Annotated in this window: 27 protein-coding genes; 13 read left to right on the top strand and 14 right to left on the bottom strand. The window is 70.1% G+C overall.

Annotated features, from left to right (window positions below; genetic code table 11):
- Positions 1 to 8 precede the first annotated feature (8 nt).
- Positions 9 to 1,226 (bottom strand): cation:proton antiporter, encoded by a 1,218-nt coding sequence (locus AB4079_RS11475; RefSeq protein ID WP_441787418.1) that lies wholly within the window; start codon positions 1,224 to 1,226, stop codon positions 9 to 11.
- Positions 1,227 to 1,305: 79 nt separating this feature from the next.
- Between AB4079_RS11475 and nadE the strand changes: the two genes are divergently transcribed.
- Positions 1,306 to 2,145 (top strand): ammonia-dependent NAD(+) synthetase, encoded by an 840-nt coding sequence (gene nadE / locus AB4079_RS11470; RefSeq protein WP_441787417.1) that lies wholly within the window; start codon positions 1,306 to 1,308, stop codon positions 2,143 to 2,145.
- A 123-nt stretch (positions 2,146 to 2,268) separates the two neighbouring features.
- On the opposite strand, the gene AB4079_RS11465 is transcribed toward nadE, so the two are convergent.
- A complete protein-coding gene (locus tag AB4079_RS11465) occupies positions 2,269 to 2,970 on the bottom strand; it encodes a hypothetical protein (protein WP_441787416.1) in 702 nt (233 codons plus the stop codon).
- A 103-nt stretch (positions 2,971 to 3,073) separates the two neighbouring features.
- On the opposite strand from AB4079_RS11465, the gene msrA reads away from it, so the two are divergent.
- The 5 genes from msrA to AB4079_RS11440 all read left to right on the top strand — a co-directional run bounded on the left by msrA (position 3,074) and on the right by AB4079_RS11440 (position 6,978).
- Positions 3,074 to 3,598 carry a peptide-methionine (S)-S-oxide reductase MsrA gene (gene msrA / locus AB4079_RS11460; RefSeq protein WP_441787415.1) on the top strand — a complete coding sequence of 175 codons (525 nt, stop codon included), beginning with the start codon at positions 3,074 to 3,076 and terminating at the stop codon, positions 3,596 to 3,598.
- 123 nt (positions 3,599 to 3,721) lie between these two features.
- Entirely contained in the window at positions 3,722 to 4,135 is a 414-nt protein-coding gene (locus AB4079_RS11455) for a single-stranded DNA-binding protein (RefSeq protein ID WP_441787414.1), read from the top strand.
- A 10-nt stretch (positions 4,136 to 4,145) separates the two neighbouring features.
- A complete protein-coding gene (locus AB4079_RS11450) occupies positions 4,146 to 4,676 on the top strand; it encodes a DUF6993 domain-containing protein (RefSeq protein ID WP_441787413.1) in 531 nt (176 codons plus the stop codon).
- Between the two features lie 85 nt (positions 4,677 to 4,761).
- On the top strand, positions 4,762 to 6,444 hold the full coding sequence (gene ettA, locus AB4079_RS11445) for an energy-dependent translational throttle protein EttA (RefSeq protein WP_441787412.1): 1,683 nt from the start codon (positions 4,762 to 4,764) through the stop codon (positions 6,442 to 6,444).
- 15 nt (positions 6,445 to 6,459) lie between these two features.
- Positions 6,460 to 6,978, top strand: a complete 519-nt coding sequence (locus AB4079_RS11440; RefSeq protein ID WP_441787411.1) for an acyl-CoA thioesterase — start codon at positions 6,460 to 6,462, stop codon at positions 6,976 to 6,978.
- Positions 6,979 to 7,027: 49 nt separating this feature from the next.
- Here the strand turns inward: AB4079_RS11440 and AB4079_RS11435 are convergent, their stop codons facing one another.
- Positions 7,028 to 7,543 carry a hypothetical protein gene (locus AB4079_RS11435; protein ID WP_441787410.1) on the bottom strand — a complete coding sequence of 172 codons (516 nt, stop codon included), beginning with the start codon at positions 7,541 to 7,543 and terminating at the stop codon, positions 7,028 to 7,030.
- A gap of 8 nt (positions 7,544 to 7,551) precedes the next feature.
- Complete coding sequence (locus AB4079_RS11430) at positions 7,552 to 8,025, bottom strand: ubiquinol-cytochrome c reductase iron-sulfur subunit (RefSeq protein WP_441787409.1); 474 nt, start codon at positions 8,023 to 8,025, stop codon at positions 7,552 to 7,554.
- A 121-nt stretch (positions 8,026 to 8,146) separates the two neighbouring features.
- Here AB4079_RS11430 and AB4079_RS11425 point away from each other — a divergent pair, with 121 nt between their 5' ends.
- Positions 8,147 to 8,659, top strand: coding sequence for a sigma-70 family RNA polymerase sigma factor (locus tag AB4079_RS11425; protein ID WP_441787408.1), 513 nt, complete (start codon positions 8,147 to 8,149; stop codon positions 8,657 to 8,659).
- The gene (locus AB4079_RS11420) at positions 8,656 to 9,378 is read left to right on the top strand and encodes an anti-sigma factor family protein (protein ID WP_441787407.1); all 723 of its coding nucleotides are present in this window, start codon (positions 8,656 to 8,658) and stop codon (positions 9,376 to 9,378) included. The genes AB4079_RS11425 and AB4079_RS11420 overlap by 4 nt, the downstream gene beginning before the upstream one ends.
- 35 nt (positions 9,379 to 9,413) lie before the next feature.
- Here AB4079_RS11420 and AB4079_RS11415 read toward each other — a convergent pair whose 3' ends face one another.
- Positions 9,414 to 10,289, bottom strand: coding sequence for an acyl-CoA thioesterase (locus AB4079_RS11415; protein ID WP_441787406.1), 876 nt, complete (start codon positions 10,287 to 10,289; stop codon positions 9,414 to 9,416).
- A 42-nt stretch (positions 10,290 to 10,331) separates the two neighbouring features.
- Here AB4079_RS11415 and AB4079_RS11410 point away from each other — a divergent pair, with 42 nt between their 5' ends.
- A complete protein-coding gene (locus AB4079_RS11410) occupies positions 10,332 to 11,015 on the top strand; it encodes a hypothetical protein (RefSeq protein WP_441787405.1) in 684 nt (227 codons plus the stop codon).
- Positions 11,016 to 11,122: 107 nt separating this feature from the next.
- Here the strand turns inward: AB4079_RS11410 and AB4079_RS11405 are convergent, their stop codons facing one another.
- From AB4079_RS11405 to pepN, 8 genes are all read right to left on the bottom strand, one after another.
- Positions 11,123 to 12,769, bottom strand: a complete 1,647-nt coding sequence (locus tag AB4079_RS11405; RefSeq protein ID WP_441787404.1) for an FAD-binding dehydrogenase — start codon at positions 12,767 to 12,769, stop codon at positions 11,123 to 11,125.
- A gap of 36 nt (positions 12,770 to 12,805) precedes the next feature.
- Positions 12,806 to 13,213: a globin gene (locus AB4079_RS11400; protein WP_441787403.1), complete on the bottom strand. Its 408-nt coding sequence runs from the start codon at positions 13,211 to 13,213 to the stop codon at positions 12,806 to 12,808.
- The gene (locus tag AB4079_RS11395; protein ID WP_441787402.1) at positions 13,210 to 14,430 is read right to left on the bottom strand and encodes a mechanosensitive ion channel family protein; all 1,221 of its coding nucleotides are present in this window, start codon (positions 14,428 to 14,430) and stop codon (positions 13,210 to 13,212) included. Before AB4079_RS11395 ends, AB4079_RS11400 begins: the two co-directional genes overlap by 4 nt.
- A gap of 64 nt (positions 14,431 to 14,494) precedes the next feature.
- Positions 14,495 to 15,181, bottom strand: coding sequence for a response regulator (locus AB4079_RS11390; RefSeq protein WP_441787401.1), 687 nt, complete (start codon positions 15,179 to 15,181; stop codon positions 14,495 to 14,497).
- Entirely contained in the window at positions 15,178 to 16,506 is a 1,329-nt protein-coding gene (locus AB4079_RS11385) for a sensor histidine kinase (protein WP_441787400.1), read from the bottom strand. Before AB4079_RS11385 ends, AB4079_RS11390 begins: the two co-directional genes overlap by 4 nt.
- Before the next feature lie 10 nt (positions 16,507 to 16,516).
- On the bottom strand, positions 16,517 to 17,383 hold the full coding sequence (locus AB4079_RS11380; protein ID WP_441787399.1) for an ABC transporter permease subunit: 867 nt from the start codon (positions 17,381 to 17,383) through the stop codon (positions 16,517 to 16,519).
- Positions 17,380 to 18,291, bottom strand: coding sequence for an ATP-binding cassette domain-containing protein (locus tag AB4079_RS11375; RefSeq protein WP_441787398.1), 912 nt, complete (start codon positions 18,289 to 18,291; stop codon positions 17,380 to 17,382). The genes AB4079_RS11380 and AB4079_RS11375 overlap by 4 nt, the downstream gene beginning before the upstream one ends.
- Before the next feature lie 123 nt (positions 18,292 to 18,414).
- Complete coding sequence (gene pepN, locus AB4079_RS11370) at positions 18,415 to 20,961, bottom strand: aminopeptidase N (RefSeq protein ID WP_441787397.1); 2,547 nt, start codon at positions 20,959 to 20,961, stop codon at positions 18,415 to 18,417.
- A 100-nt stretch (positions 20,962 to 21,061) separates the two neighbouring features.
- Between pepN and AB4079_RS11365 the strand changes: the two genes are divergently transcribed.
- The 4 genes from AB4079_RS11365 to AB4079_RS11350 are packed head-to-tail and all read left to right on the top strand — an operon-like array spanning position 21,062 to position 24,699.
- Positions 21,062 to 21,550 (top strand): ribose-5-phosphate isomerase, encoded by a 489-nt coding sequence (locus tag AB4079_RS11365; protein ID WP_441787396.1) that lies wholly within the window; start codon positions 21,062 to 21,064, stop codon positions 21,548 to 21,550.
- On the top strand, positions 21,550 to 22,539 hold the full coding sequence (locus AB4079_RS11360) for an Fpg/Nei family DNA glycosylase (protein ID WP_441787395.1): 990 nt from the start codon (positions 21,550 to 21,552) through the stop codon (positions 22,537 to 22,539). Before AB4079_RS11365 ends, AB4079_RS11360 begins: the two co-directional genes overlap by 1 nt.
- Positions 22,540 to 22,563: 24 nt before the next feature.
- Positions 22,564 to 23,202, top strand: coding sequence for an FMN-binding negative transcriptional regulator (locus AB4079_RS11355; RefSeq protein WP_441787394.1), 639 nt, complete (start codon positions 22,564 to 22,566; stop codon positions 23,200 to 23,202).
- A gap of 36 nt (positions 23,203 to 23,238) precedes the next feature.
- A complete protein-coding gene (locus tag AB4079_RS11350) occupies positions 23,239 to 24,699 on the top strand; it encodes an amidohydrolase (protein ID WP_441787393.1) in 1,461 nt (486 codons plus the stop codon).
- A 249-nt stretch (positions 24,700 to 24,948) separates the two neighbouring features.
- Here AB4079_RS11350 and AB4079_RS11345 read toward each other — a convergent pair whose 3' ends face one another.
- Positions 24,949 to 26,226 (bottom strand): alpha/beta hydrolase, encoded by a 1,278-nt coding sequence (locus AB4079_RS11345; protein ID WP_441787392.1) that lies wholly within the window; start codon positions 26,224 to 26,226, stop codon positions 24,949 to 24,951.
- Between the last annotated feature and the right edge of the window lie 94 nt (positions 26,227 to 26,320).

The following is a 26,320-nucleotide window of genomic DNA, read 5'->3' as shown; positions in this document are numbered from 1 at the left end:
CGGCGCGCTCAGCCTTCGACGGCGATCGGGTCGGGGTCAGCGGGTCGCACGCCGCCGTCCGCCGAACGCCAGCGCAGCAGAAGGGCGACAAGCGGGAAGATCAGCACCGACAGCATCCCGGCGCCGACCAGCGCCGTCGCCGTCCCCACGGGGAGGTCGTGCTCGCGGACGCCGATCGCGGTGACGGCGACGATGATCGGCAGCCCGGTCGCGGTGAAGAGCGTCAGCGAGGCGCGGTCGCGGACCGTCGAGCCGGGCGGCGCGGAGAACGAGCCCGGCAGCCCGCGGACGACGATCAGCAGCACCAGGAAGACCGGCAGCAGGATGAGCGCGCGCGGGTCGCCGAGGAGCGCCTTCAAGTCGAAGCCGATCCCGGTGTTGATGAAGAAGATGGGGACCAGCACGCCGAAGGCCACAGCCTCCAGCTTGCTCTCGATGTGGTGCGCGTCCGCGGGCTCGGCACCGGCGAGCAGGATGCGGCACAGCACGCCCGCGGCGAACGCGCCGAGCAGCATGTCCAGTCCCAGGGCGATGCTCAACCCGACGAGTGCGGCGATGACGAGGACGACGAACCGCACCGCGAACTGACCGCTCGTGTGCAGGGTCGCCCGCACCAGGCGGTGGAAGCGCTGATGTCCGCCTCGCGAGGCGAACCAGATCGCGCCCCCGGCGATCAGGGCGAAGCCGATCAGGACGAGCGCGGCGGGCACCGGCTTGCGTCCGCTGAGGAACAGCGAGATCGCGAGCAGCGGCCCGAACTCGCCGACGGCGCCGACGGCCGTCACCGCGCGCCCGAACGGCGTGCGCAGTTCGCCGGCGTCGCGCAGCACGGGCATCAGGGTGCCGAGCGCGGTGGAGGTGAGGGCGATGCCGATGTAGACGCCCCGGATGACCTCGCCCGCGATCAGGGCAGCGACCACGATACCGACGACCAGCGAGATCAGCCAGGTCAGCGACGCCCGGCGGAGGCGCCGACCGCCGATCGCGGCGAAGTCGATCTCGTTGCCGGCCATGAAGAACAGGAACGCGAGCCCGAAGTTGGCAAGCGCATCCAGCCCAGCGGTCTTCGGCACCCAGCCGAGCACCGCCGGGCCGATCAGCAGGCCGAGCACGATCTCGAAGACGACCAGCGGAACCTTCACGAAGCGCCCGACCGCGGTGGTCAGGAGCGCCGCGAGGACGGCGAGCAGGGGGACGAGCACGACGCTCGAGACGGCGGGGTCCATGCGCGCATGCTAGCGACCGGGACGGGTGCGGCGGCAGACCGTTCACACGCACGAAATCGTCCGGCGATAGTGTGTCGTCATGCGCGAACTTCAGGCGAAAATCATCGAGGATCTGCACGTCCAGCCGGAGGTGGACCCGGCGACGGAGGTCGAGCGTCGCGTCGGCTTCCTCGTCGACTACCTGCAAGCCACGGGTGCCAAGGGCTTCGTGCTCGGCATCAGCGGCGGCCAGGATTCGTCGCTTGCGGGACGACTTACGCAACTCGCGGTCGAGCGCCTCGCGGCGGAGGGCACCGATGCCGACTTCGTGGCCGTCCGTCTGCCGTACGCGGTGCAGCGCGACGAGGAGGACGCCCAGCTGGCGCTCTCGTTCATCCAGCCGAAGAGTTCCGTCGTGTTCAACATCCAGCGCGGCACCGATGGTGTCGAGGACGAATACGCGGACGCTCTCGGAGGCGCGATGTCAGACTTCGTCAAGGGCAACGTCAAGGCGCGCATCCGCATGGTCGCCCAGTATGCGATCGCGGGCCAGCGGAGCTTGCTCGTCATCGGCACGGATCACGCCGCAGAGGCAGTGACAGGATTTTTCACCAAGTACGGCGACGGGGGGACGGACATCCTCCCCCTGACCGGCCTGACCAAGCGGCAGGGCAAGCAACTGCTGCGGTACCTGGATGCGCCCGCGCGACTCTACGAGAAGGCGCCGACCGCCGACCTGCTGGACCACAACCCGGGCCAGACCGACGAGGACAACCTCGGGCTCAGCTACAACGACATCGACGACTTCCTCGAGGGCAAGGACGTGCCCGACGAGGTCGCTGAGGCGTTGGAGGCCCACTACCGGGCGACCGAGCACAAGCGCCAGCCGCCGGCGAGCATGTTCGACGAGTGGTGGCCGGAAGGCTCCTACACCCGCTGAACCGGCGCGCCTCTGCACCCGCGCTCCTCAGCGTCTGCGGCCCGTTGTCACCTGCGCTGCTGCGCGCGCAGGCGCAGACGTGACAAGGGGCCGCAGACGTCTGCTGTCGGTGGATGGCTCGCGTCAGACGGGCTGACCGAGGCGCGCGGTCGGGGACGTGTCGGCGGTGGCGTTCGCCTCGTTCGACGCGGCTGCGGCTCCGGCGAACGGGGTGGCGGCGGTCGGCTCGGGCCGGCCCTCGTCCGCCGTCGTCGGCGCCGTGTACTGCTCGTGGTGCTGCTGCGCCACCCAGGCATCCTGCTGCGCGATCAGGGTGCGCTCACCGTCGCTGTTCTCGAACCGCCAGCGCTCCAGGTCGCTCTGGAAGATCTTGCGTGCACGGCGGGGGTGGTCCTGCCACTCGATGAGGCGGTCGCGGAACTCGGCGATGGCCGGGTCCAGCTGGTAGCCGAACGTGGCGGAGGCCCGCTTCATCTCGGCGAGCTGGTGGCCCGCCCAGGTCGCCGCGAGGCCGGAGTTCCGGATCGGCAGGAGGCGCACCATGATGTCCGCCTGGCCGACGGCCCGGTCGGAGAGCACCTGCTCGGCGGGGGTCAGCGAGTTCCAGACGGACGCCTCGGTGGCCGCGTCGACGAGAGCGGCGATCGCCGAGGCCTTCTGCTGGCGGTCGGTGCGGGAGAGGAGACCCTTCAGGGCGCCCCGGGCGATCCAGGCGGCGATGAGGCCGGAGAGGATCACGGCGACCGCGAGGACCGCCGCGTAGAAGATCACCGGGCGCGCGGCCGGCGAAGTGAACCAATCGACGAAGTCATTCCACCAGTGCATGCGGTGATGGTAACCGCGGTTCGGCGGTGGAGCCGGGACCCTTGGCGTCGTGTCGGCAACTGGGCGGAGCAGAATGGAGGCGAGCGAATCGAAAGGGAACCCCATGCAGACCTTTGTGGTGGCCGGCGGATGCTTCTGGTGCCTGGATGCGGTGTACCGCGTTCTGCGCGGTGTCCAGGATGTGGTCTCGGGGTACACGGGCGGCATCACCATGGACCCGACGTACGAGGAGGTGTGCACCGGTCGGACCGGGCACGCGGAGGCGGTCGCGGTGACCTTCGATCCCGAGGTGATTCCGGCCGGCGTCATCCTGGACGTGTTCTTCACACTGCACGACCCGCGCCAGCTGAACCGGCAGGGCAACGATGTCGGCACCCAGTACCGGTCGGCGATGTTCCCCGACGGCGAGCACCAGACGGAGCTGTTCGAGGCCGCACGGGACCGGGCGGCCGAGTACTGGGGTGGCGGGATCGTCACCAGCATCGAGCCGCTGGGGCCGTTCTACCGGGCGGAGGAGTATCACCAGGACTTCTTCGCGAAGAATCCGGGTCAGGGCTACTGCCTGGCGGTGGCCCTGCCGAAGGTGAACAAGATCCGCGCGTCGTACTCCGACTACGTCGCCGCCTGAGTCGTCCCCAACCTCGCGCCTTCGACTTTTCTCCACTGAAGTCGCTCGTGCCCGTGGATGCATTGCCGCGCCGACGAGAGTGGTCTTGAGCCCGCCACCCGGCGGGCGCCGAAAGGGGAGACCATGTCAGAGACCGTCGCCGTTCGCGGGTTCGTCGTCACCGAGCCGCGCCACCTCGTCACCGAAGGAGGCCTGCCGATCACGAGCTTCCGGCTCGTCACCACGCGCCGTCGTTACAACCGCCAGGCGTCCGCGTGGGAGGACGGCGGAAGCAACTGGTACACCGTTAGCGCCTTCCGGCGCCTGGCTCTCAGCGCTGCGGAGTGCATCGCCAAAGGCGACCCGGTCCTGGTGTCCGGCCGGCTCTGCCTGCGGGAATGGGTCGGAGAGAAACAGGGCATGACCGTGGAGATCGAGGCCGAATCCATCGGTCACGATCTCACCTGGGGCCGCTCGCAGTTCACCAGGGCCGTCGCGCCCGGAGCCGCGGAAGACGTCGCGACGCCTCCCGACGGAATCCCAGCGGCCTCCCCTTAAGATGATGCATATGACGCTCCTCGTGGTCCGCCGCACCGGTCCGTTCGCAGGGATCCCGGTGGCCGCGGTGGGGGCCATGCTGGCGGTCGTGTTCGCCCTCACAGGCTGCACGGGGGCTCCCGGCCCGGGTGCCTCGCGTTCCTCGTCGGCCACTGCGCACGCCTCGGCGGAGGCCACGCCGAGTGCAGGATCCTCGGCTCCGGCCGCGGTGGCCCTGGTGCCCGGCGGGACGGCCGAACAGAACCTGCCGTTCTTCGATCAGGTCAATAAAGCGACGCTGGCGGCCAACCCGGACGCGAAGGGGCGCGACTTCATCGACGCTCTGGTGTCGGCCGGCTTCGACAAATCGTCGATGCAGGTCACCGTCGACACGACGACGATCGGGCTGAAGGCCAACTCCATCCAGTTCTCGGTCCGGATGGGCGAAGCCTGCCTGATCGGTCAGAACGGTGCGGATGCGGGCGGGTACTCGAGCATGGTGACCCCCGTGCTCTCCACCGGGAACTGCCTGATCGGGCAGACCCGCGCGATCGACTGGTAGGGGAGCACCGCCGCCCGATGGGCGGCCGGTTCCCGTATCCTCGTATACGGCAAGAAGCCGACGACCAGGGAGTTTGAGAAGAAGAGTGGCCGAATACATTTACTCGATGGTGCGCGCCCGCAAGGCGGTCGGCGACAAGGTGATCCTCGACGATGTCACGATGGCGTTCCTTCCGGGAGCCAAGATCGGCGTCGTCGGTCCCAACGGCGCCGGCAAGTCCACCATCCTGAAGATCATGGCCGGCCTGGACACGCCCTCCAACGGCGACGCCAAGCTCTCTCCGGGCTACACGGTCGGCATCCTCATGCAGGAGCCCGTGCTGGACGAGAGCAAGACCGTCCTCGAGAACGTCCAGGAGGGCGTCGGCCCGATCAAGGAGAAGGTCGATCGGTTCAACGAGATCTCCGGTCTCCTCGCCGACCCCGATGCCGACTTCGACACCCTCCTCGCCGAGATGGGAACGCTGCAGGAGCAGATCGACGCCGCGGACGCCTGGGACCTCGACTCCCAGCTGGAGCAGGCGATGGATGCGCTGCGCTGCCCGCCCGGGGACTGGCCGGTCAACACGCTGTCCGGTGGCGAGAAGCGGCGCGTCGCGCTCTGCCGCCTCCTCCTTCAGAAGCCCGACCTGCTGCTCCTCGACGAGCCGACCAACCACCTCGACGCCGAGAGCGTGCTCTGGCTCGAGCAGCACCTGGCCAAGTACCACGGTGCCGTGCTCGCCGTGACGCACGACCGGTACTTCCTCGACCACGTGGCCGAGTGGATCGCCGAGGTCGACCGCGGTCACCTGTACCCGTACGAGGGCAACTACTCGACCTACCTCGAGAAGAAGAGCGAGCGCCTCGCGATCCAGGGCAAGAAGGACGCCAAGCTGGCGAAGCGGCTCTCTGAGGAGCTCGACTGGGTCCGCAGCAACGCGAAGGGCCGTCAGGCCAAGTCCAAGGCCCGTCTGGCCCGGTACGAGGAGATGGCGGCCGAGGCGGAGCGCACCAAGAAGCTCGACTTCGAGGAGATCCAGATCCCGCCGGGGCCGCGCCTCGGCCAGGTGGTCATCGACGCCAAGAACCTGCAGAAGGGCTTCGACGACCGCACGCTGATCGACGGTCTCACGTTCACCCTGCCCCGCAACGGCATCGTCGGTGTGATCGGCCCGAACGGCGTCGGCAAGACCACGCTGTTCAAGACCATCGTCGGACTCGAACCGCTCGACGGCGGCGACCTCAAGGTCGGCGAGACGGTCAACATCTCGTACGTCGACCAGACGCGCGGCGGAATCGACCCGAACAAGAACGTCTGGGAGGTCGTCTCGGACGGGCTCGACTACATCCAGGTCGGCAAGACCGAGGTGCCGTCGCGTGCCTACGTGTCGACGTTCGGGTTCAAGGGGCCGGACCAGCAGAAGAAGTCCGGCGTGCTCTCCGGTGGTGAGCGAAACCGTCTCAACCTGGCGCTGACGCTCAAGCAGGGCGGCAACCTGCTGCTTCTCGACGAGCCGACGAACGACCTCGACGTCGAGACGCTCTCCAGCCTGGAGAACGCGCTGCTCGAGTTCCCCGGCTGCGCCGTGGTCATCACCCACGACCGGTGGTTCCTCGACCGGATCGCGACCCACATCCTCGCCTACGAGGGAACCGAAGATAACCCGGCCGACTGGTACTGGTTCGAGGGCAACTTCGAGGCGTACGAGGAGAACAAGATCTCGCGTCTCGGGGCCGACGCGGCGAAGCCGCACCGCTCGGCGTACCGCAAGCTCACCCGCGACTGAGCCGGAGGCCACGCCATGCGACTGCACGTTCCGATCAATCTCCGCTGGAGCGACCTCGACGCGTACGGGCACGTCAACAACGCCGAGATGCTGCGTCTCCTGGAGGAGGCGCGCATCGAGGCGTTCTGGGCCACCGACGACAGCGCCCAGGACGCCGAGGCGGGTGCCGGTGCGGTCCGGGGGAGCGGCGAGGCGGTCGGAGGATCGACCGCCGTCCTCGACGGGCGCCCCGGCGCCGACACGCTCACGCTGATCGCCCGGCAGGAGATCGAATACCTGGCGCCCATCCCGTACCTCCGCCAGGCGCTCGACGTCCAGCTGTGGCTCGGACGCCTCGGAGGGGCCAGCCTCGACGTCTGCTACGAGGTGTGGTCGCCGGAAGGCACCGAGCCGCGCACGATGTTCACCCGCGCCGCCACCACGATCGTGCTCGTCGACGCGACCACCCAGCGTCCCCGCCGCATCAACGAGCGCGAACGGGACGCGTGGACGCCGTACCTCGACGAGCCCGTCGCCTTCGCAAAGCGGGGCTGAGCGCCGCTACCGGTCACGACTTCGCTGTTGCACAGGGCATCGGTGTTGCTCAGGGGGTCGGGGCCGGCGTCGTGGGCAGCGGCGTCGGGCTGAACGAGTTCTGCCAGATGGCCCGCGAACCCGCCTCGCCGATCAGCACGACGTCCACGACCGTTCCGACCGCGAGCACGAGGGCCGCGACGATCAGCACGACCAGCACCACCCGGCGAACGACGACGGACGGGCGCCGCGGCGAATCGGGCCGGTCCACGAAGAAGAACCACGCCCACTGCAGCACGCTGAACACGAACAGCGCGATCACCCACGGCAGCAGCGTCTGGCCGAGCGCGGCATGCTGCACGATCAGCGGAGTGGACGGCACCCGCGCCTGAAGCCACTGGCCCGCCAGCATGACGATCGGCACGAGGACGAGGTTTGCAAGCGCGAGAAGCGGCACCACGATCCCGAGGCGGCGGCGCGCCACCGGCCAGATCGGCACCAGCAGCGCCGCGATGGCTGTCAGAGGCACCAGCACGACCACGAAGTGGACGAGCAGCACATGCAGCGGTAGTCCGTTGACCTCCATGACGTCCCCTACTCGGTGACGGTCACGGCGTCACCCGAGACCTGGGCGTTCAGCTTCGACAGCGGGGCCGGCGCCGGACCGCCGAGAACGGCGCCCGTGTTCGCGTCGAAGCGCGAGCCATGGCACGGGCAGTCGAACTCCTTGCCCTGCGGCGCCACCGTGCATCCCTGATGCGTGCACACGGCGCTGAACGCGACCACCTGTCCTGCGCTCGGCTGCGACACGACGATCGGTTTTCCCGCGAGCGTCGCCGAGACGGCGCCGCCGACCGGGATGGACGCGAGCGACACCTTCGCCGAATCGGAACCGCCGGAACCGCCCGAGCCGCCGGATCCACCAGACCCACCCGAACCACCGGACCCACCCGAATCGCCGGCTCCTTCCGCTCCGCCCGGCGTACAGGCGGCGAGCAGCACGGCGCCGGCGGATGCCCCACCGATCGAAACGAGGGTGCGGCGGGTGAGCGGTGCGTGGTCGTTCATCGGATTCCTCCCGTTTGGCGGATGTGTCTCTTACGGTATTCACGAGACGATGCGACGTTCGGTTCAACCGTGGCGTGTGAACCTTTCCGTGCGCTGCATCGTGTACTGAGTGGAGGTGAACATGCCGGAGGAGGACGCCCGCCTGCTGCGCGAGCTGCACGACCAGCACGCGCAGGCCGTGTGGCGGTACGTCGTGCACCTCACCGGCGACCGCGCGATGGCCGACGACGTGGTGCAGGAGACGCTGCTGCGCGCCTGGCGGCGTCCGGCCGTGCTGGACCAGTCCCAGCAGTCCGCCCGCACCTGGCTGTTCACGGTGGCGCGCAACCTCGTCATCGACGGGAGGCGCAGCGCCCACTACCGGCACGAATTCGGCACGGAGAACCTCCCGGAGAATCCGTCGCCGGACAGCGAGGCGGACGCGGTCCTCGACGCGTGGCTGGTCTCCGACGCTCTGGCCGAGCTGTCCGTCGAGCACAGAGCGGTCATCGTCCACGCCTACTACGGCGGCCGGTCGGTCGCCGAGATCGCCCGCGAGCTCGATATCCCGGAGGGCACCGTGAAATCCCGGCTCCACTACGGCCTGCGCGCGCTCCGGCTCGCGCTTCAGGAGAGAGGGGTGACCGAACGATGACCGCCCACGACGAGTTCGCCACCTGGGATTCCGCGTACGTGCTCGGCGCACTCTCGCCGGTGGAGCGCCGGGAGTTCGAGGCCCACCTGGGCGTCTGCGAGCGCTGCGCCGAGTCCGTCTCCGAGCTGGCCGGGATGGCGGGCCTGCTCAGCCGCGTGCCGCGTGAGCAGGCGTTCGCGCTGCTGGAGGACGATGCACTGTCGGGCGCGTCGGCCGGCGTCGAGCCGGGCCCCGGGCCGGACGTCCTGCCGTCCCTCCTCCATCAGGTGCGTCGCCGGAGGATCCGTGCTCGCTGGCTCGTCGCCAGCCTGTCCACTGTCGCCGCCGCGTTGCTCGTCGGCATCGCTGCCTTCGTTCTGCCGGGGGCACTGAACCCGGGTGCCACTCCCGAGGCTGCCGTGGTGATGCAGCAGGTCGAGCCGAGCCCGCTCACCGCGGACCTGCGGCTGACCGCCGAGCCGTGGGGCACACGCATCGACTCGCGCTGCACGTACGCGCACGTCAGCGGCGGGGACGGCCACGTCTGGACCTACGCGATGGTCGTCACCGACCGTGCCGGCCAGCAGCACACCATCTCGACCTGGACGGCGGACGAGGGGACGACGGTCGAACCGGTCGCGACGACCAGCCTGCCCGTGAAGGACATCGCCACGGTCGATATCCGCTCTGCCGATAATGGCGCGGACGGCACTGTCCTGTTGCGCAGCACGTTCGGCTGAGCCGTTCGGCTGAGCCGTTCGGCTGAAGGCCCCGCTCAGCGTTCCCCGCGCGGCAGGCGGATGGTCGCCTCCTGCGCCACACTGGCGACGAGGCGCCCGTCGCGCGTGAAGATACGGCCCTCGGAGAGACCGCGGCCCCCGCTCGCGGTCGGAGACTTCTGCACGTACAGCAGCCACTCGTCCACCCGGGCCGGCCGGTGCCACCACATCGCGTGGTCGAGACTGGCCGCTTTGAGGCCGGGATCGCCCCAGGCGATCCCGTGCCGTCGCATGACCGACTCCATGATCGTGTAGTCGCTCGCGTAGGCGAGTGCCGCACGGTGCAGCGCCGGGTCGTCGGGCATGGTGCCGATCGTGCGGAACCACACCGCTTGCTGTGCGACGCGCTCGCCCTCGACCGACAGGTAGATCGGCGAGGTCACGTGGCGCATGTCGAATGGCCGTTGGCCGGCCCAATACTGGGCGACGGGATTCTGCACGTCCTCGAGCACGGATGCCGCAGACGGCAGCTCCTCCGGTCCGGGCAGGTCGGTCGGCATCGCATCCTGGTGCTCGAAGCCGTCGTCCTCGGTCTGGTACGAGGCGATCATCGACAGGATGGGCAGCCCGTTCTGGTACGCCTGCGTGCGCCGGGTGGAGAACGAGCGGCCGTCGTGGATGCGGTCGACGGAGAACGTGATCGGGAAGTTCACGTCGCCCGGACGCAGGAAATAGCCGTGCATCGAGTGGATGTTCCGGTCGCTCTCGACCGTGCGCGTGGCTGCGACGATCGACTGCGCGAGCACCTGCCCGCCGAAGACGCGACCCAGCGGCATCCACTGCGACGGGCCGGTGAAAATGTCTTCGCTGGTGCGTGCACCGGTGTCGGTCAGATCGAGCGCGGTCAGTAGGGAAGCCAGGGGCTCGGTCACAGTGCCTCCAAGTCGGTGGTCTGTTGGTAGTTTAGACAACCGATGAGCCAGTCGTTTTCTTTGAAGGACACCCTCGCCGTCGCCGATCTGCAGACCTATCTGTCGAGGGCGTCCCGTGTCGAGGAGGGATCCGTGCGCCTGATCGCCGGGTCCGGGGTCCTCGCCGTCTACACGGCGATCCTGTATCCGCGCGGTCTGATGGATGAGACCCCCACCGTGCTCGGTCTGCGCACGTTCGCGATCGGGGGCGACGACGAGTTCGATGTCGTCGTGCCGATCCGGTCGCTGCTCGACCGTGTCGCCCGCGTCCGTGAGGGCGCCGAGGCGCAGCCGACCGACGAGCCGGTCGAGGTGCGACTGCCGCTGGAGGTGTCCACGGTCACCTGGGCGGGCATCTCGCCGCCGCGCGGGGGGTGGCAGAAGGTCGGCGAGACGGACGCCGCCCGACTGCAGGCCATCGCGCAGGCGGGCATCGCCGAGGTCGCGGAGGCTGTGCCGACGGGCACGGGGGAGCAGCTCGTCACGCGCGTCCGCGCCGAGGTGTGGGGCCGCCCGATCGACGACTTGGAGTACGTGCCCGCTGGCGCCGGCTTCGCCGCCGAGAGTCTGGGCTTCCTGGGCGGCGACGAGCCGGTCACCATCCACGAGACCGGCACCTGGACGCGCCTCACCACGAGCCGCGGCCACACCCTCGTCCGCCGCCCCTCCTGGTCCCTCCGCCGCTGACCCGGCCCCTCCCTCCCCACCGTCGAGTCCTCACAAAGTGCACGCGACACGCCGCGTGGGCGTGCACTTTGTGAGGACTCGACGGTTGGGAGGCGAGAAGAAGAGGGTCAGGCGCGGGCGGCGGAGCGGCCGGCCTGGCGGCCCGAGAAGAGGCAGCCGCCGAGGAACGTGCCCTCCAGGGCGCGGTAGCCGTGCATTCCGCCGCCGCCGAACCCGGCGGCTTCGCCGACCGCGTAGAGCCCGGGGACGACGGCCCCGTCTGCTCCGAGCACGTGACCCTCGAGGTCCGTCTCGATCCCGCCGAGGCTCTTCCGGGTCAGGATGTGCAGCTTGACAGCGATGAGAGGTCCAGCCGCCGGGTCGAGCAGCTTGTGCGGCGAGGCGACGCGGATCAGGCGGTCGCCGCGGTACTTGCGCGCCGAGCGCACCGCGGCAAGTTGCAGGTCCTTGCCGAACTCGTTGTCGAGCTGACGGTCGCGCTCGTGGATGTGCCGGGCGACCAGCTCCGTGTCGAGAGGGACGTCCGCGATCCGCTGCATGCCGGCCAGCAGTTCGTCGAGCGTGTCGGCGACCACGAAGTCCGCCCCGTGCTCTTTGAAGGCCTCCACAGGCCCCGGAGCGCCCGGCGCGACCCGCTTGGCGAGCAGCCGCACATCCTTGCCCGTCAGGTCCGGGTTCTGCTCGCTGCCGGAGAGCGCGAACTCCTTCTCGATGATCTTCTGCGTCAGCACGAACCAGCTGTAGTCGGAGCCCGTCCGGCGCAGGTGCTCCAGGGTCCCGAGCGTGTCGAAGCCCGGGAACAGGGGAGACGGCAGCCGGTCGCCGCGCGCGTCCAGCCACAGTGACGACGGGCCGGGGAGGATGCGGATGCCGTGCTGCTGCCACACGGGATCCCAGTTCTGGATGCCCTCGGTGTAGTGCCACATCCGGTCGCCGTTCACGAGGTGCGCCCCGGCGGCCTCGGCGATCCCGAGCATCCGCCCGTCGACGTGGGCGGGGACGCCGGAGAGCATGTGCGCGGGCGGCTCGCCGAGCCGTGCAGGCCAGGCGGCGCGGACGAGGTCGTGGTTGCCGCCGATGCCGCCCGAGGCGACGATGACGACGGGGGCTCGCAGCTCGAAGTCGCCGGTGACGTCCCGGTTGCTGGGCGCGCCGCGCTCGGCGCCGTCGGGCGCCAGCACCGCACCGCGCACGCCGACCACGCGGCCGCCTTCGACGATCAGCTCGTCCACCCGGTGCCTGTTGCGGATCGCCACGCGCCCGTTGGCCGCCGCTGCCTGGACGCGTTGCGCGAAGGGCTCCACGACTCCGGGACCGGTTCCCCAGGTGATGTGGAACCGCGGCACGGAGTTGCCGTGCCCGCCCGCCGCCCCGCTGCCGCGCTCGGCCCAGCCGACGACGGGGAAGAACCGGATGCCCTTGTCGTGCAGCCAGGCGCGCTTCTCGCCAGCGGCGAACTGCAGGTACGCTTCCGCCCACTGCCGCGGCCAGTGGTCCTCCGCCCGGTCGAAGGCCGCGCTGCCGAACCAGTCGTCTCGGGCCAGCGCCAGGGAGTCGTGGACGCCCATCCGGCGCTGCTCCGGGGAGTCGATCAGGAACAGTCCGCCGAACGACCACCACGCTTGGCCGCCGAACGAGGCCGACGGCTCCTGTTCGACGATCGTGACGCGGCGTCCCGCATCCAAGAGCTCAGAAGCGGCGACCAGACCGGAGAGGCCGGCGCCGACGACGATGGCGTCGGGTTCGTGTGTCATCCGTGTCTCCTTCGGCACCGGGATGGCGGGGGAGGGCTACTCCTCGAATGTGTTGACCATAGCGAACGCGGCCCGTTCGAGGTAGCTCCACAGGGTCTCCTCGTGGAGCGGCGACAGCCCCAACTCGTCGACGGCGACCCGCATGTGCGCGAGCCAGCGATCGCGGGCCTCCGGGTTGACCTTGAACGGGTTGTGGCGCATCCGGAGCCGCGGGTGCCCGCGCTCCTGGCTGTAGGTGGTCGGGCCGCCCCAGTACTGCTCCAGGAAGAGCACGAGCCGCTCCTTTGCGGGGCCGAGGTCCTCCTCCGGGTACATCGGGCGCAGCACCGGGTCGTCGGCGACGCCGCGGTAGAAGGCGTCGACCAGCCGGACGAAGGTCGTGTGGCCGCCGACCTCGTCGTAGAACGCTGGCTGGGGGCCGGTCGGGATCAGCGGGATGTTCACGTCGGCTCTCCGTCCTGTCTCGGGTTCGGGGTGCTCGGCCTTTCGGTGGTCGGCTTCTCGGCGCTCGGTTTCGGGGGTGTGCTCGGCTTCGGCTGCGTGGGCGGCTTCGCCGGCGCCTCCGCGTGCGGTGCCCGGTTCTCGATCGCCGGCGTGATCCGGATCGCCGCAGGGTGCGTCGCGCCGGTCCCCTCCGCCGCCTGCCGTTTCGCGGCAGCGCGGGCCTTCCGGCCCTTCAGCGGCGGCTCGGGGGTGACCGTCGCACTCGGCCGGGTCTTCGGCGGCTTCGCCCCCGTGACGCTGGACGCGCTGTCGAAGCCCGTGAGCACGACCGCGGAGAGCGACGGCAGCTTCACGCCCAGCTCATCCAGCGCCTGCTTCAGCCGCACGCGCAGTTCGCGCGACACGTCGTCCTTCGCAGCGGTCCGGGTCTTCAGGACGATGCGGATGATCAGGGCGTCGGCCGAGATCGACTCGAGGCCCCACAGCTCCGGCTTCTCCAGGATGCGGGAGCGCCACTTCGTGCTGGTGGCGAGCGCCGTCGCAGCGTCGAGCATCTTCGCCTGGACGGCCTCGATGTCGGTGTCGTAGGGAACGGCCAGGTCGATGATGACCCGCGCCCAGCCCTGCGACATGTTGCCGACGCGGACGATCTCGCCGTTCCGCACGAACCACAGCGTCCCGTTCACGTCGCGCACCAGGGTGACGCGGATGCCGACCGCCTCGACGACACCGGTCGCCGAGCCGAGGTCGACGACGTCGCCCACCCCGAGCTGGTCCTCCATCACCATGAACAGGCCGTTCAGCACGTCCTTGACGATGTTCTGCGCGCCGAAACCGAGGCCGGCGCCGATCGCGGCGGTCAACAGGGCGAACGAACCGAGCACATCCGGAACGAAGACGTTCAGGATGAGGATGATCGCGACGATCCCGATCGTCACGTTGACGATGTTGGTGAGCACAGAGCCGAGCGTCCGGGTGCGCTGCACCAGGCGGACCGCGGCGAGCGGTGAGGCGACCAGGGCCTGCGTGTCGCTGACGTTCTGGCCCTTCTTCACCCCGTTGACGATGCGGGAGACGACCTTGCGGATCACGACGCGCAGGATCCAGCTCAGCAGGAACGCCCCGCCGATGATGCAGACAGCGGTCACGATGTTCCAGCCGGCGTCCACGGCCCACGAACCGAGTTTGGTCCAGAAGTCTGTTCTCAGGATTTCCATACGGCCATGAGCCTAGCGAGGGGTGGCTTGGGGACGCCTGTGCTCACCCTCCGAACAGCCGGGTTCACCGCTCCAGCAGCCCGTGCTCGTACGCGAAGATGACGGCGTGCACCCGGTCGCGCAGGTGAAGTTTCGAGAGCACCCGGCCGACGTGGGTCTTCACCGTCGACTCGGTCAGGTAGAAGCGGGCACCGATCTCGCCGTTGCTCAGCCCCTCGCCCATGGCGACCAGGATCTCGCGTTCGCGCGGCGTGAGGGCAGCGGCCGGATCGGGCCCGGCGGCACTGCCGGCAGCACCCGGAGCGCCGACGGTCGGCAGGCGGTCGGCGAACAGCTCCAGCATGGCGCGGGTCACCCGGCCGGATACCGCGGCGTCGCCGGCGGAGACCGCGCGGACGGCTGCGATCAGTTCGTCGGGCCGTGCGTCCTTCAGCAGGAATCCGCTCGCCCCGGCACGCAACCCGCCGAAGGCGTATTCATCGAGGTCGAACGTGGTGAGTACGATGACCCGCGCGCCCGCATCCGCCTCGACGATCCGCCGCGTGGCCTCGATGCCGTCGAGGACGGGCATGCGCACATCCATGAGCACCACGTCCGGTCGCAGTTGCGCGGCGAGCCGCACCGCTTCCGCGCCGTCCGCGGCTTCACCCACCACGACCAGGCCGGGCTCCGCCTCGAGCACCATGCGGAAGCCCAGCCGGACGAGCTGCTGGTCGTCGACGAGCAGGATACGGATGGGGCCGTCGGTCACGGTGTCTCCTTGTTGGCGCTAGTGATGGCGCTGGCGGCACCGGACGCACTGGATGCGGCCGGCACCTCGCGCGCGGCTCCCGGCCCGCCGTGCACCGCGGCGAACACCGCCCGCACGCGCCAGCCGCCGCCGGTGCGCGGGCCGGCCTCCAGCGTCCCGCCGTACAGGCCGACGCGCTCCCGCAGACCGATCAGCCCACGCCTGGAGCCCTGCTCCGGCGGTCCGTGCACGGTCGCGTCGTCATCGACGGTGATGATGACGCTCGCCGGCTGGAACACCAGGACGACTCCGACCGCGGTGGCCGTCGCGGCGTAACGGAGGGCGTTCGTCAGTCCCTCCTGCACGACCCGGTAGATCGTGAGCTGCTGGCCGGCGTCCTCCGGTGGGGTGCCGGACACCGTGATCCGCACCGGCAGCCCGGCAGCGCGGAACGTCTCGACGAGGGCACCGAGGTCCGCAACCGCGGGCTGGGGCCCCCGCGACGCATCCCCGTCGCCGTCGCGCAGTACGCCCAGCAGCCGCCGCATGTCAGCGAGCGCGCCGCGGCCGGTCTCGGCCACCAGCGCCATGGTCTCCGCCGAGCGTTCGGGCGCTGTGCCGGCGAGCCGGGCGGAGCCGTCCGCCAGGGTGATCATCACGGTCAGACTGTGCGACACGATGTCGTGCAGTTCGCCGGCGATGCGGCTCCGTTCCGCGGCGGCGGCGATCTCCGCCTGCTGGTCGCGTTCGCGGGCGAGCTGGCGTGCCCGGTCGATGAGCGCGTCCAGGTACCGCCGCCGGTTGCCGACGTTGCTGCCGATCAGCACGGCGACAACGGAGAACGCCAGCACCAGGATGCCGGACGGCAACGCTGCGGTCTGCAGCTGCGTGAACACCCGGGCCTGGACGAGCAGCACCTCGGTGGTGAGCGTGGCGACGGTCACCGCGGAGGTGACGGCGAACGCGATCCAGGCGGAGCGGATGGAGCGGTACACCGCCAGCGCGTAGAGCGCGAAGAGCGTCGGAACCACATCCACGTCACGACTGAGGAAGACGCTCGCGCCCAGCACGACCGTCGCGACGGCGAAGACGGTCGCCGGCCGCTGCCGTCGGGCGAGGAGTGCGATCCCGGCCACCGTGGACAGTGCCAGGTCCGCCCACCCCGCAGGGCCGGGATGCCGCGCGGCCACGATGAGGGCGCCCAGCACCGACGGTACGAGGTACACCGCCGCGACGAACACGTCGACGGTTCGAGGATGCGCCGCCAGGAAACCGCGGATCACCCCGGGCGGTCTCGGCAGTTCGAGTCCGCCCGGGGTGTCCGGTGGTGTTGCTTCCGAGGTCACGTGCGGTGTGTCAGGCGTCCCTGCGCTGCAGCAGGAGGGCGCCGACGACGAACGCGACGGCAGCCCAGACGAGCGCTGTCACGACGTTCGCCCAAGGCTCCAGACTGCCGTTGGAGAGGCCCGCCATCCCGGAGCCCGCGTTGCTGATCAGGTAGTGCTCGGCGTCGGCCACCCATTGGGTTCGGGTCAGGCTGCTCACCAGCCGGGCGATGATCGGAAGCACCAGGAGCACGCCGAGCGCGCCCGCGATACCGCCGGCCGTCGACTTCAGGATGGCGCCGACGCCGAGTGCGAACACCGCGACGAGACCGAGGTAGAGACCCGCGCCGAGGACCGCCCACAGCGTGTCGGCCGAGAAGAGGTCGCCCGAGTAGCCCTTGCCGTTCAGGATGGGCACCGCCACGCCCCACGAAGCGGCCGAACTGATCAGGCCGGCCAGGCAGGCGACGACGAAGAGGACGATCGTCTTGGCGACGAACACCGGGAAGCGGCGTGGCACCGCGGTGAACGACGAGCGGATCATCCCGGTCGAGAACTCGCCGCTGATCACCAGCACGCCGAGCACCGCGATCACGAGAGAGGCGAACGTGAGCCCGGCGGTCGCGGCGGTCGACGCGAAGGTGGCGGCCTGCGCCTCGACGGCTGCGCGCTGCGCCTCCGAGACGCGACCGACCAGGGTCGTCTTGTCCGGGATGGCGAAGGCCACCAGCGACGCGATGCCCACGACGAGCACGACCGCGCTGATCAGCGTCCAGAACGTCGAGCGCAGCGTGCGGAGCTTGATCCACTCGGAGCGGACGACCCGCGGAAAGCTGAGTCGGCCGAGGGAGGTGTGCGGATGGGTGGCACCCGGGGTGGATGCGGTGGCGGTGCTCATCGGCTGACCTCCGTGCGGTACTCGACGTCGTCCTGGGTGAGCTCGAGGTAGGCCTCCTCGAGCGAGGCGCTGAGCGGTGTCAGCTCGTGCAACACGATCCCGTCGCGGGCGGCGGCCTCGCCGATCTGCGCGGCCGTCAGGCCGCTGATCTCGAGCAGGTCCGCTTCGACGCCGGTGACGGCCACGTCGGCGCCGGCGACGGCACGCGCGAGCTGCTCGGACTGCGGTGTGCGCACCCGGACCGCATGCCGGGTGGCTCCGGCCAGGATGCGGTCAACCGGGGCGTCGGCCAGCACGCGGCCGCGGCCCAGCACGACGATGTGGTCGGCGGTCTGCGCCATCTCGCTCATCAGGTGCGACGAGAGGAAGACCGTGCGGCCCTGCCCGGCCAGGTGCCGGGCGAATTGCCGCACCCAGAGCACGCCCTCCGGGTCGAGTCCGTTGACCGGCTCGTCCAGGATGAGGGTGGCCGGGTCGCCGAGCATGGCGACGGCGATGCCGAGCCGCTGCCCCATACCGAGCGAGAAGCCGCCGACGCGCTTGCCGGCGACCGACTCCAGACCGGTCATGCCGATGACCTCGTGCACCCGCGCCTTCGGGATGCCGTGGGTGGCCGCGAGCGCCAGCAGGTGCGCGTAGGCGCTGCGTCCGGTGTGGACGGCCTTCGCGTCGAGCAGGGCGCCGACCTCGGTGAGCGGTGAGTGGAAGTCCGCGTAGCGCTTCCCGTTGATGAGGGCGGTGCCGCGGGTAGGCCGGTCGAGGCCCATGATCATCCGCATGGTCGTGGACTTGCCTGCGCCGTTCGGGCCCAGGAAGCCGGTGACCTTGCCCGGCTGGATGGTCACGGAGATGTCGTCGACGGCGGTCTTCTCGCCGAAGCGTTTCGTGAGGTGATCGAGTTGGATCATGTCACCGAGACTAGGGCCGCGCGGGCCGGTGCGGCATCCACCCGCGGTACCACGGCGTCCGCTGCCGGTACGACGAAGGGGCCCCGCCGCAGCGGAGCCCCTTCGTGCGCTTGTCGCGACCGGTCAGGCGGAGGCGTCGCGCTTCTGCGCGGCCAGCGCCCGCTCCACCCCGGCCAGGTTCTCGACGACCATCCGGCGCAGTGCGGCCGGCTCGGCGTTGGCGTCGAGCCAGGCGCGGGTAGCGTCCCGCAGCTCCTCGTTCGCGAGCGGAGCCGGGTACATCCCCTCGACCAGGTACTCGGCGATCTTATAGCTGCGCGAGGTCCAGATACCCTGCAGGGCGGCGAAGTACGGCTCGACGAACTGCGCGAGCACGGCCTTGTCCTTGGCCCGCTGGAAGCCGATCCCCGTGTAGCGGACGATCGTGTTCGGCAGGCTGTCGGAGCCGAACACCGAGTCCCACGCCGCCTGCTTGCCCTCGAGGGTCGGGATGCTGGCGCGCGCCTGCGCGGCGAACTGGCCGCCGTTCGCGGTGTTGTCGGCGGCGAGCGCAGCGTCGATCTCGGCGGTGCCGGCGGCGCCCCCCGCGACCAGCGCGATCAGCAGCTCCCACGAGAGGTCGGTGTCGACGGTCAGGCCGTCGAGGGTCACCGAGCCCTCGCGGAGTCCGGCGATGGTCGACAGCTGCTCATCGGTGGAGGCCAGTGCGGCGAAGAACTTCACGAACTGGAACTGCGCATCGCTTCCGGCCTCAGCGCCCTTCGCCAGCTCCCAGAGCGCATCCGCCGCATCCTGCACGGTCTGCTTCTGGCGCTCGGGAGCCACGTAGGCGGTCGCCGCGAGCACCAGCTGGTTGAGCGTCGTTCGGATGGTGGTCGACTCGGTCTCCGACGCGATGTTGCCCAGCGCCAGGCGCACGTAGTCGCTCGCGCTGCTCTCGGCGTCGCGGGTCGCATCCCACACCGCGCCCCAGACCAGCGACCGGGCGAGCGGGCTCTCGATGTCGGAGAGGTGCTCGATGGCGACCTTCAGCGACTCCTCGTCGAGGCGGATCTTCGCGTAGGCGAGGTCGTCGTCGTTGATGAGCACGAGGTCGGGTCGCTTGGTGCCGACGAGGTCGGCGACCTCGGTGCGCTCGCCGTCCACGTCCAGCTCGATGCGCTGGTCGCGGATCAACGTGCCGCCCTGACGGTTGTAGAGCCCGATCGCAAGGCGGTGCGGGCGGATGGTCGGGTAGTCGGCGGCAGCGGACTGCAGCACGGCGAACGACGTGATGGTGCCGTCCGCATCCACCTCGATCTCCGGGCGGAGGGTGTTCACGCCGGCGGTCTCCAGCCACTTCGTCGACCAGTCGGTCAGGTCGCGGCCGCTGGTCGCCTCCAGCTCGACCAGGAGGTCCTTCAGCTCCGTGTTGCCGTGCGCGTGCTTCTTGAAGTACTGCGCGACACCGGCGAGGAAGTCCTCCTGGCCGACCCAGGCCACCAGCTGCTTGAGCACCGAGGCGCCCTTCGCGTAGGTGATGCCGTCGAAGTTGACCTGCACGTCTTCGAGGTCGTTGATCGTGGCGACGATGGGGTGGGTCGACGGCAGCTGGTCCTGCCGGTAGGCCCAGCTCTTCTCCATCGCGGTGAAGGTGGTCCAGGCCTCGGTCCACTCGGTGGCCTCCGCGGTGGCGAGGGTGGAGGCGTACTCGGCGAACGACTCGTTCAGCCAGAGGTCGTTCCACCACTTCATGGTGACCAGGTCGCCGAACCACATGTGGGCGAGCTCGTGCAGGATCGTGACGACCCGGCGCTCCTTGATGGCATCCGTCACCTTGGAGCGGAAGACGTAGGTCTCGGTGAAGGTGACCGCACCGGCGTTCTCCATCGCGCCCGCGTTGAACTCCGGCACGAACAGCTGGTCGTACTTCTCGAACGGGTACGCGTAGTCGAAGCGCTTCTCGTAGAACGCGAAGCCTTCGCGCGTCTTGTCGAAGATGTAGTCGGCGTCGAGGTACTCCGCGAGGCTCTTGCGCGTGTAGACGCCGAGCGGGATGGTGCGGCCGTCGCGGCTGGTCAGCTCACTGTGCACCGACTGGTAGGGGCCGGCGACGAGGGCCGTGATGTACGAGGAGATGACCGGCGTCGGCGCGAACGACCATACCTTCGTGCCGTCGCCCGCAGCCTGCGGCTCGGGGGTGGGGGAGTTGCTGACGACCGCCCAGTGCTCGGGGGCGGTCACGGTGAAGGTGAACTCGGCCTTGAGGTCGGGCTGCTCGAACACCGCGAACATGCGGCGCGAGTCGGGAACTTCGAACTGGCTGTAGAGGTAGACCTCGCCGTCGACCGGGTCGACGAAGCGGTGCAGGCCCTCGCCGGTGTTCGTGTAGATCGCGTCGGCGTCGACGGTCAACTCGTTCTCGTCCTTCAGCCCGTCGAGCTGGATGCGCACCCCGTCGCTGACGGCGGCCGGGTCGAGCTCCACACCGTTCAGCGTGACCGAGTGGACCGTGCGCGTGATCGCGTCGATGAACGTGGACGCGCCTTCGCGGGCCGAGAAGCGCACGGTCGTCGTGCTGCGGAAGGTCTCCGGGCCGGTGGTCAGGTCGAGGGTGACGTCGTAGCTGTGGGTTCGGACGAGCGACGCACGCTCCTGCGCTTCGATGCGGGTGAGGTTTTCTCCGGGCAACGCTGGCTCCTTCGCGGATCTGGGGGTGTGGATCGTGTCCACCGCACCCACCTTAGCCACCGCCGCCGACGGGGTCGGTGGTCCTCTCTAAACTGTGGATATGCGCATCCACATCGCCACCGATCACGCCGGCCTCGACTTCAGCACGCACCTGCAGGAGCACCTGACCGCCGCCGGTCATCAGGTGATCGACCACGGGCCGACGGACTACGACCCGATCGACGATTACCCCGCGTTCTGCATCAACGCGGCTGCCGCCGTCGTCCGCGACCAGCAGGCGGGCGTCGAGGCGCTCGGGATCGTCTTCGGCGGCTCAGGGAACGGCGAGCAGATCGCCGCGAACAAGGTGCGCGGAGTGCGTGCCGCGCTGGTCTGGAGCACGTCTACTGCTCTGCTGGCGCGGCAGCACAACGACGCCAACGTCATCGCCATCGGTGCCCGTCAGCACACGGTCGAGGAGGCCACCGGCTTCATCGACGCGTTCATCGCGGAGCCGTTCTCGTTCGAGGAGCGGCACGTGCGGCGCATCGCCCAGCTGGCGGAGTACGAGGCCACCGGCGACATCGCGGGCAAGAACGTCGACCGCTGATGCCCGAGGGCCACTCCGTCCATCGCATCGCGAAGCAGTTCGCGGTCAACTTCGTCGGGCACCGGGTCACCGTTTCGTCGCCGCAGGGCCGCTTCGCCGCGGACGCGACGCGCATCGACGGGCATGTGATGACCGATGCCCGAGCGGTCGGCAAGCAGATGTTCCTCGAGTTCGACAACGAGCTGTGGCTGCGCGTGCACCTCGGCCTGTACGGTGCGTGGGACTTCGCGGGCGAGATCAGCATCGACCCGACGATCGCGAGCGCGAACGGACGCATGGGTCAGACCAACCAGCGGGGGACCGACCTCGAGGGTCGCATTCTGGATTCGGCAGGAGAGAATTCGCTCCACTCGATCGGCGCTCCCCGCCGGACCAGGCTGCGGATGGCCGAGTCCGAGAAGCTCGGCGACGAGATCACGAGCTTCCCGCCCGAGCCGATCGGCCAGGTCCGGGTGCGGCTGCTGACCGACACGGCGGTGGCCGACCTGCGCGGGCCGACGGCCTGCGAGGTGCTCGATCCGGCCCAAGTGGATGCGGTGATCGCGAAGCTCGGACCGGATCCGCAGGTCGACGACAGTCAGCAGGCGGAGGACCGCTTCGTGTCGATCGTGAAGCGCAAGCCGACGTCCATCGCGCTGCTGCTCATGGACCAGAGTGTGGTGAGCGGGATCGGCAACGTCTACCGCGCGGAGCTCCTGTTCCGGGCGCGGCAGAACCCGCACACTCCCGGCAAGAAGGTCGCGGAGGACACGGTGCGTGCCCTCTGGCGCGATTGGGTGCACCTGTTGCGGATCGGGGTCGAGACCGGCCAGATGATGACGATGGACGACCTCGACGGCGACTCGTACCGTCGCGCGATGGCCAGCCGTGACGACCGCCACTGGGTCTACAAGCGCGAGGGCCTGCCGTGCCGGGTGTGCGGGACCAATATCCTCATGGAGGAGCTGGGCGGCCGCAAGCTGTACTGGTGCCCGGTGGATCAGGCGTAGCCCGAAACCTGGAGAGGAACGACTGTGCGACAGAACCCGAGCTTCACCCTCGGCGACCCGGCGGAGTTGAAGCGGCTGGTGCGTGAGAACCCGTGGGCCACTTTCGTGAGCGCCGCATCGACCGGCCTGGTCGCCTCCCACTACCCGGTCATCCTCGACGAGACGCGCGACGAGCTGAGCCTCCTCGCCCACGTCGGCCGCCCGGATGAGCAGTTGCATGAGCTGGGTGAGCACGAGCTGCTCATCATCGTGCAGGGGCCGCACGGGTACATCTCGTCGGGCTGGTACGACGAGAACCCCGCCGTGCCGACCTGGAACTTCATCACCGCGCACTTCTCCGGCATCCCGGAACTGCTGAGCGACGCCGAGAACCTGGAGGTGCTCGCCCGCCTGGTGGACCACTTCGAGGACGAGCTGCCGTCGCCCCGGCGCATGCGCGGCACCCTGGAGGACGCCCGGTACGCCGAGCGGATCGCCTCCGGAACGGTCGGCCTACGCCTCACGCCCACCCGCGTGGTGGCCAAGCAGAAGATGAGCCAGAACCGTCCCGACCACATCGTCGACGCGATCATGTCAGAGCTCGGAGGCGACGGCCCCTACGCGAGCGCCGGTCTGCTCCGCGAGATGCGGCTCGTGCACGACCGGCGTCGTGCGGCCCGATGACGCTGGTGGCAGTTCGATGACGCTCGTACCGGTCCTATGACGCTCGTGCTGTCGGGCGGACGGCTTCCCGGCCGGGACGCGCTGGTGGATGTGGTGCTCGACGGCGCCCGCATCGCTGCGGTTGTGCCCACGGGTCGCGGCGGGGAAGTCGAGGGCAGCGATTTCAGCGCTGAGCGCATCCCACTCGACGGCCGGTGGCTGATTCCGGGCCTCTGGGACCAGCATGTGCACTTCACGCAGTGGGCACAGACCGCGCGCCGTCTCGACGTGTCGCGGGCGCCCTCCGCCGCCGAGGCCGCTGCCCTGGTGGCCCGGCGCGCGGCGGACGATCCGGGTGACGACCTCATCGTCGGCTTCGGGTTCCACGACGCGTTGTGGTCCGACCTTCCGACCCGCGAGCTGCTGGACGCCGCCACCGACCGTCCCGTGGTCCTGATCGCCGGTGACCTGCACTGCTCCTGGCTGAACAGCGCGGCCGCCCGCCGGTTCGCACCCGGCTCGACGGAGGCGGTGCTGCGCGAGGACGCCAGCTTCGCGGTCACCAGCCTCCTCACGGCGGCGGACGACGTCACCCTCGACCGCTGGGCGGCCGACGCCTCGCGCGCGGCCGCGACGCGCGGTGTCGTCGGCATCGTCGACCTCGAGTACGGGTGGAACCTGGAGGTGTGGACGCGGCGCATCGCGGCAGGCGCGGACGCCCTGCGCGTCGAGTTCGGGATCTACGGCGAGCACCTCGACCGCGCCGCGGCGCTCGCCCTGCACACCGGGGACACCATCCCGGACACAGCAGGGCTGCTCACGGTTGGCCCCTACAAGGTCATTTCGGACGGCTCGCTCAACACCCGCACCGCCCTGTGCACGCGCGCCTACCCGGACGGTGGCCACGGCGTCGCCAACCTGGCGCCCGGGGAGCTGGTGGAGCGGATGCGGTTCGCCGCGTCACACGGACTGGTGCCGGCCGTCCACGCCATCGGCGACGAGGCGAACCGCCGGGCGCTGGACGCGTTCGAGGAGGTCGGGACCCGCGGCCGCATCGAGCACGCCCAGCTGATCGACGCCTCCGACATCCCCCGTTTCGCGCGCCTCGACGTCACCGCCAGCGTGCAGCCCGAGCACGCGATGGACGATCGGGACGTGGCCGACCGGCTGTGGGAGGGGCGGACCGACCGCGCGTTCCCGCTCGCCGAGCTGCACGTCTCCGGCGCGCAGCTCGCCTTCGGCTCCGACGCGCCGGTCGCCCCGCTCGACCCGTGGGCGGCGATCGCGTCGGCGGTCGGCCGCGCCCGCGACGGCCGCCGGCCGTGGCATCCCGAGCAGTCCGTGTCGGCCGAGGTGGCGCTGCGCGCATCCGTCCGCTCCGCCGTCGCGCCGGGCCAGCCGGCCGATCTCGCGGTGCTCGACCGCGACCCGTCGGCGGCGACGGCGGACGAGCTCCGCTCGATGCCCGTCGCGGCCACGCTCCTCGCGGGCCGCTTCGCGCACGACACCCTGCGCTGACCGCGCCCAGCTGCGTCCCGCAACGTCCGCGCCCCGTCGCCCCAGTCGCCCCCGTCGCCCCCGCCGCTCTCCGTGCGTCGGGATCCCCGCGCTCATGTCGGAGATCCGCCCGCATCCCAGCCCGAATCTCCGATCTACCGCGTCCCGTCGGACACCTCCGCCCGTTCCTCCGAAGCAAGCTGCTGCCCGCAACGGCTGCCGCTATCCCAACATTTGAGGCAAATGTCGGGCAAAGGCCGGCGGCGCGGCTCAGTGCCCGCGCAGCAGCAGCCGGTCGCGGCCCGGCACCGTCGCGATCGCGGCGTTCCGCAGCGACTCGGTGTACGCGTCCAGGTACCCGTAACGGGAGAGGTGCTCCGCGTACTTCTCCTCGAACAGCGCGGTGTTGGCGAGGTGCTTCCAGGCGCTGGAGAGCGGGTCGTCGTTCCACGGCGAGTGGAGTACCGGCGCGTGCCCGGTGACCGGCAGCAGCTCGGCTTGCGCGTCGCCGTCGACGCTGATCACGGTCGCACCGAACGACGGCGACCGTGGGTCGCGTCGCGTGAACCGGCCGAAGCGCGCCTCCCCGTCCGCCTCCGCCTCACCGGCGTACGCATGCTTCACGTGCAAAGCGCCGGCGTTCGGGATGCGGTCCTCGATCCCCGCGGAGCCCAGCATCACGAACGCGTAGACGCCCAGGTCCCGGGCCCCCGAGAGCGCGTTCGCGCTGGTCGTCGTGCCGTACGAGTGCGCCACCACGTTGACCGCGCGCGGGGGCGCGTCCATCCTGACCGCGTTCACGCCCCGCAGGTCGGCGGTGAGCAGCGGCGCGCCGCGGGCCGCGTAGTCGCCGAGCGCCGCGTCGACGCCGGGAGGGGGAGTGACGTAGCCGATCCAGGACACGACCGCACGACCTCTGGGCGCTCCGACCTCGCCCTGTTCGTCCCACAGGTTCTGTGCGGACTGCGTCCACAGCTGCATGTCGTCGGTGTAGGTGCCCATCCCGGGGACCACGAAGGTGATGACCGACGCCGAGTCCAGGTCGCCGAGCGCGATGGCGGCGAGCGGTGGACGGTCCAGGCTGAGCGCAATCAGGTGCCGCGCGGGCGTCCGCTTGCCCTTCAGGGTCTTCTGGATGGCCGTGAGCGACCCGAGCACGCGCTTCGCCTGCTCATCGTCCGGGTGCTTCTGCAGTTCGCCTTTCCCAGTGGCGAGCGCCTTTCTGAGCGCCCGGCGGTTGGCCTTCTCGCGGTCTCGGTAGTCGACCCCGTCCAGGTTGCCGACGACCTCCGGCAGCGTGTCGATGGCGTCCGTGCGGTCGGCCTGATCGAGGGTCGCCCACTCCTTGCGCACCGCATCCGGGTCGGTGTTGGCCAGTTGGATGGCGAGCTCGGGATGCGCCGCGAGGTACTTCTCCTGCTGCTCGTCGTTCATGGCCTGCAGCACGTCGAACGTCGTGATCGGCGCCGCGCCGGCCGCGGGTGCCACCAGCAGCCCCACCGCCGCGACGACGCCCAGTGCGAACGCGACGATCACCCGGCGGGCCATGGCCAGAGCGTAGTGCCGCGACGGAGAACGTGTCCACGGCGGAACGACGCAGGGCCGCCCGCGATCGCGGACGGCCCTGCAACGATCGTCTGTC

It is taken from the genome of Leifsonia sp. 2MCAF36, assembly GCF_052115525.1.
Lineage (GTDB): Bacteria > Actinomycetota > Actinomycetes > Actinomycetales > Microbacteriaceae > Leifsonia.
Note: the sequence above shows the minus strand (reverse complement) of the source record. Positions and strands in the feature narration are given on the sequence as shown.

Excerpts from the sequence above, each read along its gene's own strand:
- AB4079_RS11475 (WP_441787418.1), bottom strand. The coding sequence starts at position 1,226 with ATGGACCCCGCCGTCTCGAGCGTCGTGCTCGTCCCCCTGCTCGCCGTC.
- nadE (WP_441787417.1), top strand. The coding sequence starts at position 1,306 with ATGCGCGAACTTCAGGCGAAAATCATCGAGGATCTGCACGTCCAGCCG.
- AB4079_RS11465 (WP_441787416.1), bottom strand. The coding sequence starts at position 2,970 with ATGCACTGGTGGAATGACTTCGTCGATTGGTTCACTTCGCCGGCCGCG.
- msrA (WP_441787415.1), top strand. The coding sequence starts at position 3,074 with ATGCAGACCTTTGTGGTGGCCGGCGGATGCTTCTGGTGCCTGGATGCG.
- AB4079_RS11455 (WP_441787414.1), top strand. The coding sequence starts at position 3,722 with ATGTCAGAGACCGTCGCCGTTCGCGGGTTCGTCGTCACCGAGCCGCGC.
- AB4079_RS11450 (WP_441787413.1), top strand. The coding sequence starts at position 4,146 with ATGACGCTCCTCGTGGTCCGCCGCACCGGTCCGTTCGCAGGGATCCCG.
- AB4079_RS11440 (WP_441787411.1), top strand. The coding sequence starts at position 6,460 with ATGCGACTGCACGTTCCGATCAATCTCCGCTGGAGCGACCTCGACGCG.
- AB4079_RS11435 (WP_441787410.1), bottom strand. The coding sequence starts at position 7,543 with ATGGAGGTCAACGGACTACCGCTGCATGTGCTGCTCGTCCACTTCGTG.
- AB4079_RS11430 (WP_441787409.1), bottom strand. The coding sequence starts at position 8,025 with ATGAACGACCACGCACCGCTCACCCGCCGCACCCTCGTTTCGATCGGT.
- AB4079_RS11425 (WP_441787408.1), top strand. The coding sequence starts at position 8,147 with ATGCCGGAGGAGGACGCCCGCCTGCTGCGCGAGCTGCACGACCAGCAC.
- AB4079_RS11420 (WP_441787407.1), top strand. The coding sequence starts at position 8,656 with ATGACCGCCCACGACGAGTTCGCCACCTGGGATTCCGCGTACGTGCTC.
- AB4079_RS11410 (WP_441787405.1), top strand. The coding sequence starts at position 10,332 with ATGAGCCAGTCGTTTTCTTTGAAGGACACCCTCGCCGTCGCCGATCTG.
- AB4079_RS11405 (WP_441787404.1), bottom strand. The coding sequence starts at position 12,769 with ATGACACACGAACCCGACGCCATCGTCGTCGGCGCCGGCCTCTCCGGT.
- AB4079_RS11395 (WP_441787402.1), bottom strand. The coding sequence starts at position 14,430 with ATGGAAATCCTGAGAACAGACTTCTGGACCAAACTCGGTTCGTGGGCC.
- AB4079_RS11380 (WP_441787399.1), bottom strand. The coding sequence starts at position 17,383 with ATGAGCACCGCCACCGCATCCACCCCGGGTGCCACCCATCCGCACACC.
- AB4079_RS11375 (WP_441787398.1), bottom strand. The coding sequence starts at position 18,291 with ATGATCCAACTCGATCACCTCACGAAACGCTTCGGCGAGAAGACCGCC.
- AB4079_RS11365 (WP_441787396.1), top strand. The coding sequence starts at position 21,062 with ATGCGCATCCACATCGCCACCGATCACGCCGGCCTCGACTTCAGCACG.
- AB4079_RS11360 (WP_441787395.1), top strand. The coding sequence starts at position 21,550 with ATGCCCGAGGGCCACTCCGTCCATCGCATCGCGAAGCAGTTCGCGGTC.
- AB4079_RS11350 (WP_441787393.1), top strand. The coding sequence starts at position 23,239 with ATGACGCTCGTGCTGTCGGGCGGACGGCTTCCCGGCCGGGACGCGCTG.
- AB4079_RS11345 (WP_441787392.1), bottom strand. The coding sequence starts at position 26,226 with ATGGCCCGCCGGGTGATCGTCGCGTTCGCACTGGGCGTCGTCGCGGCG.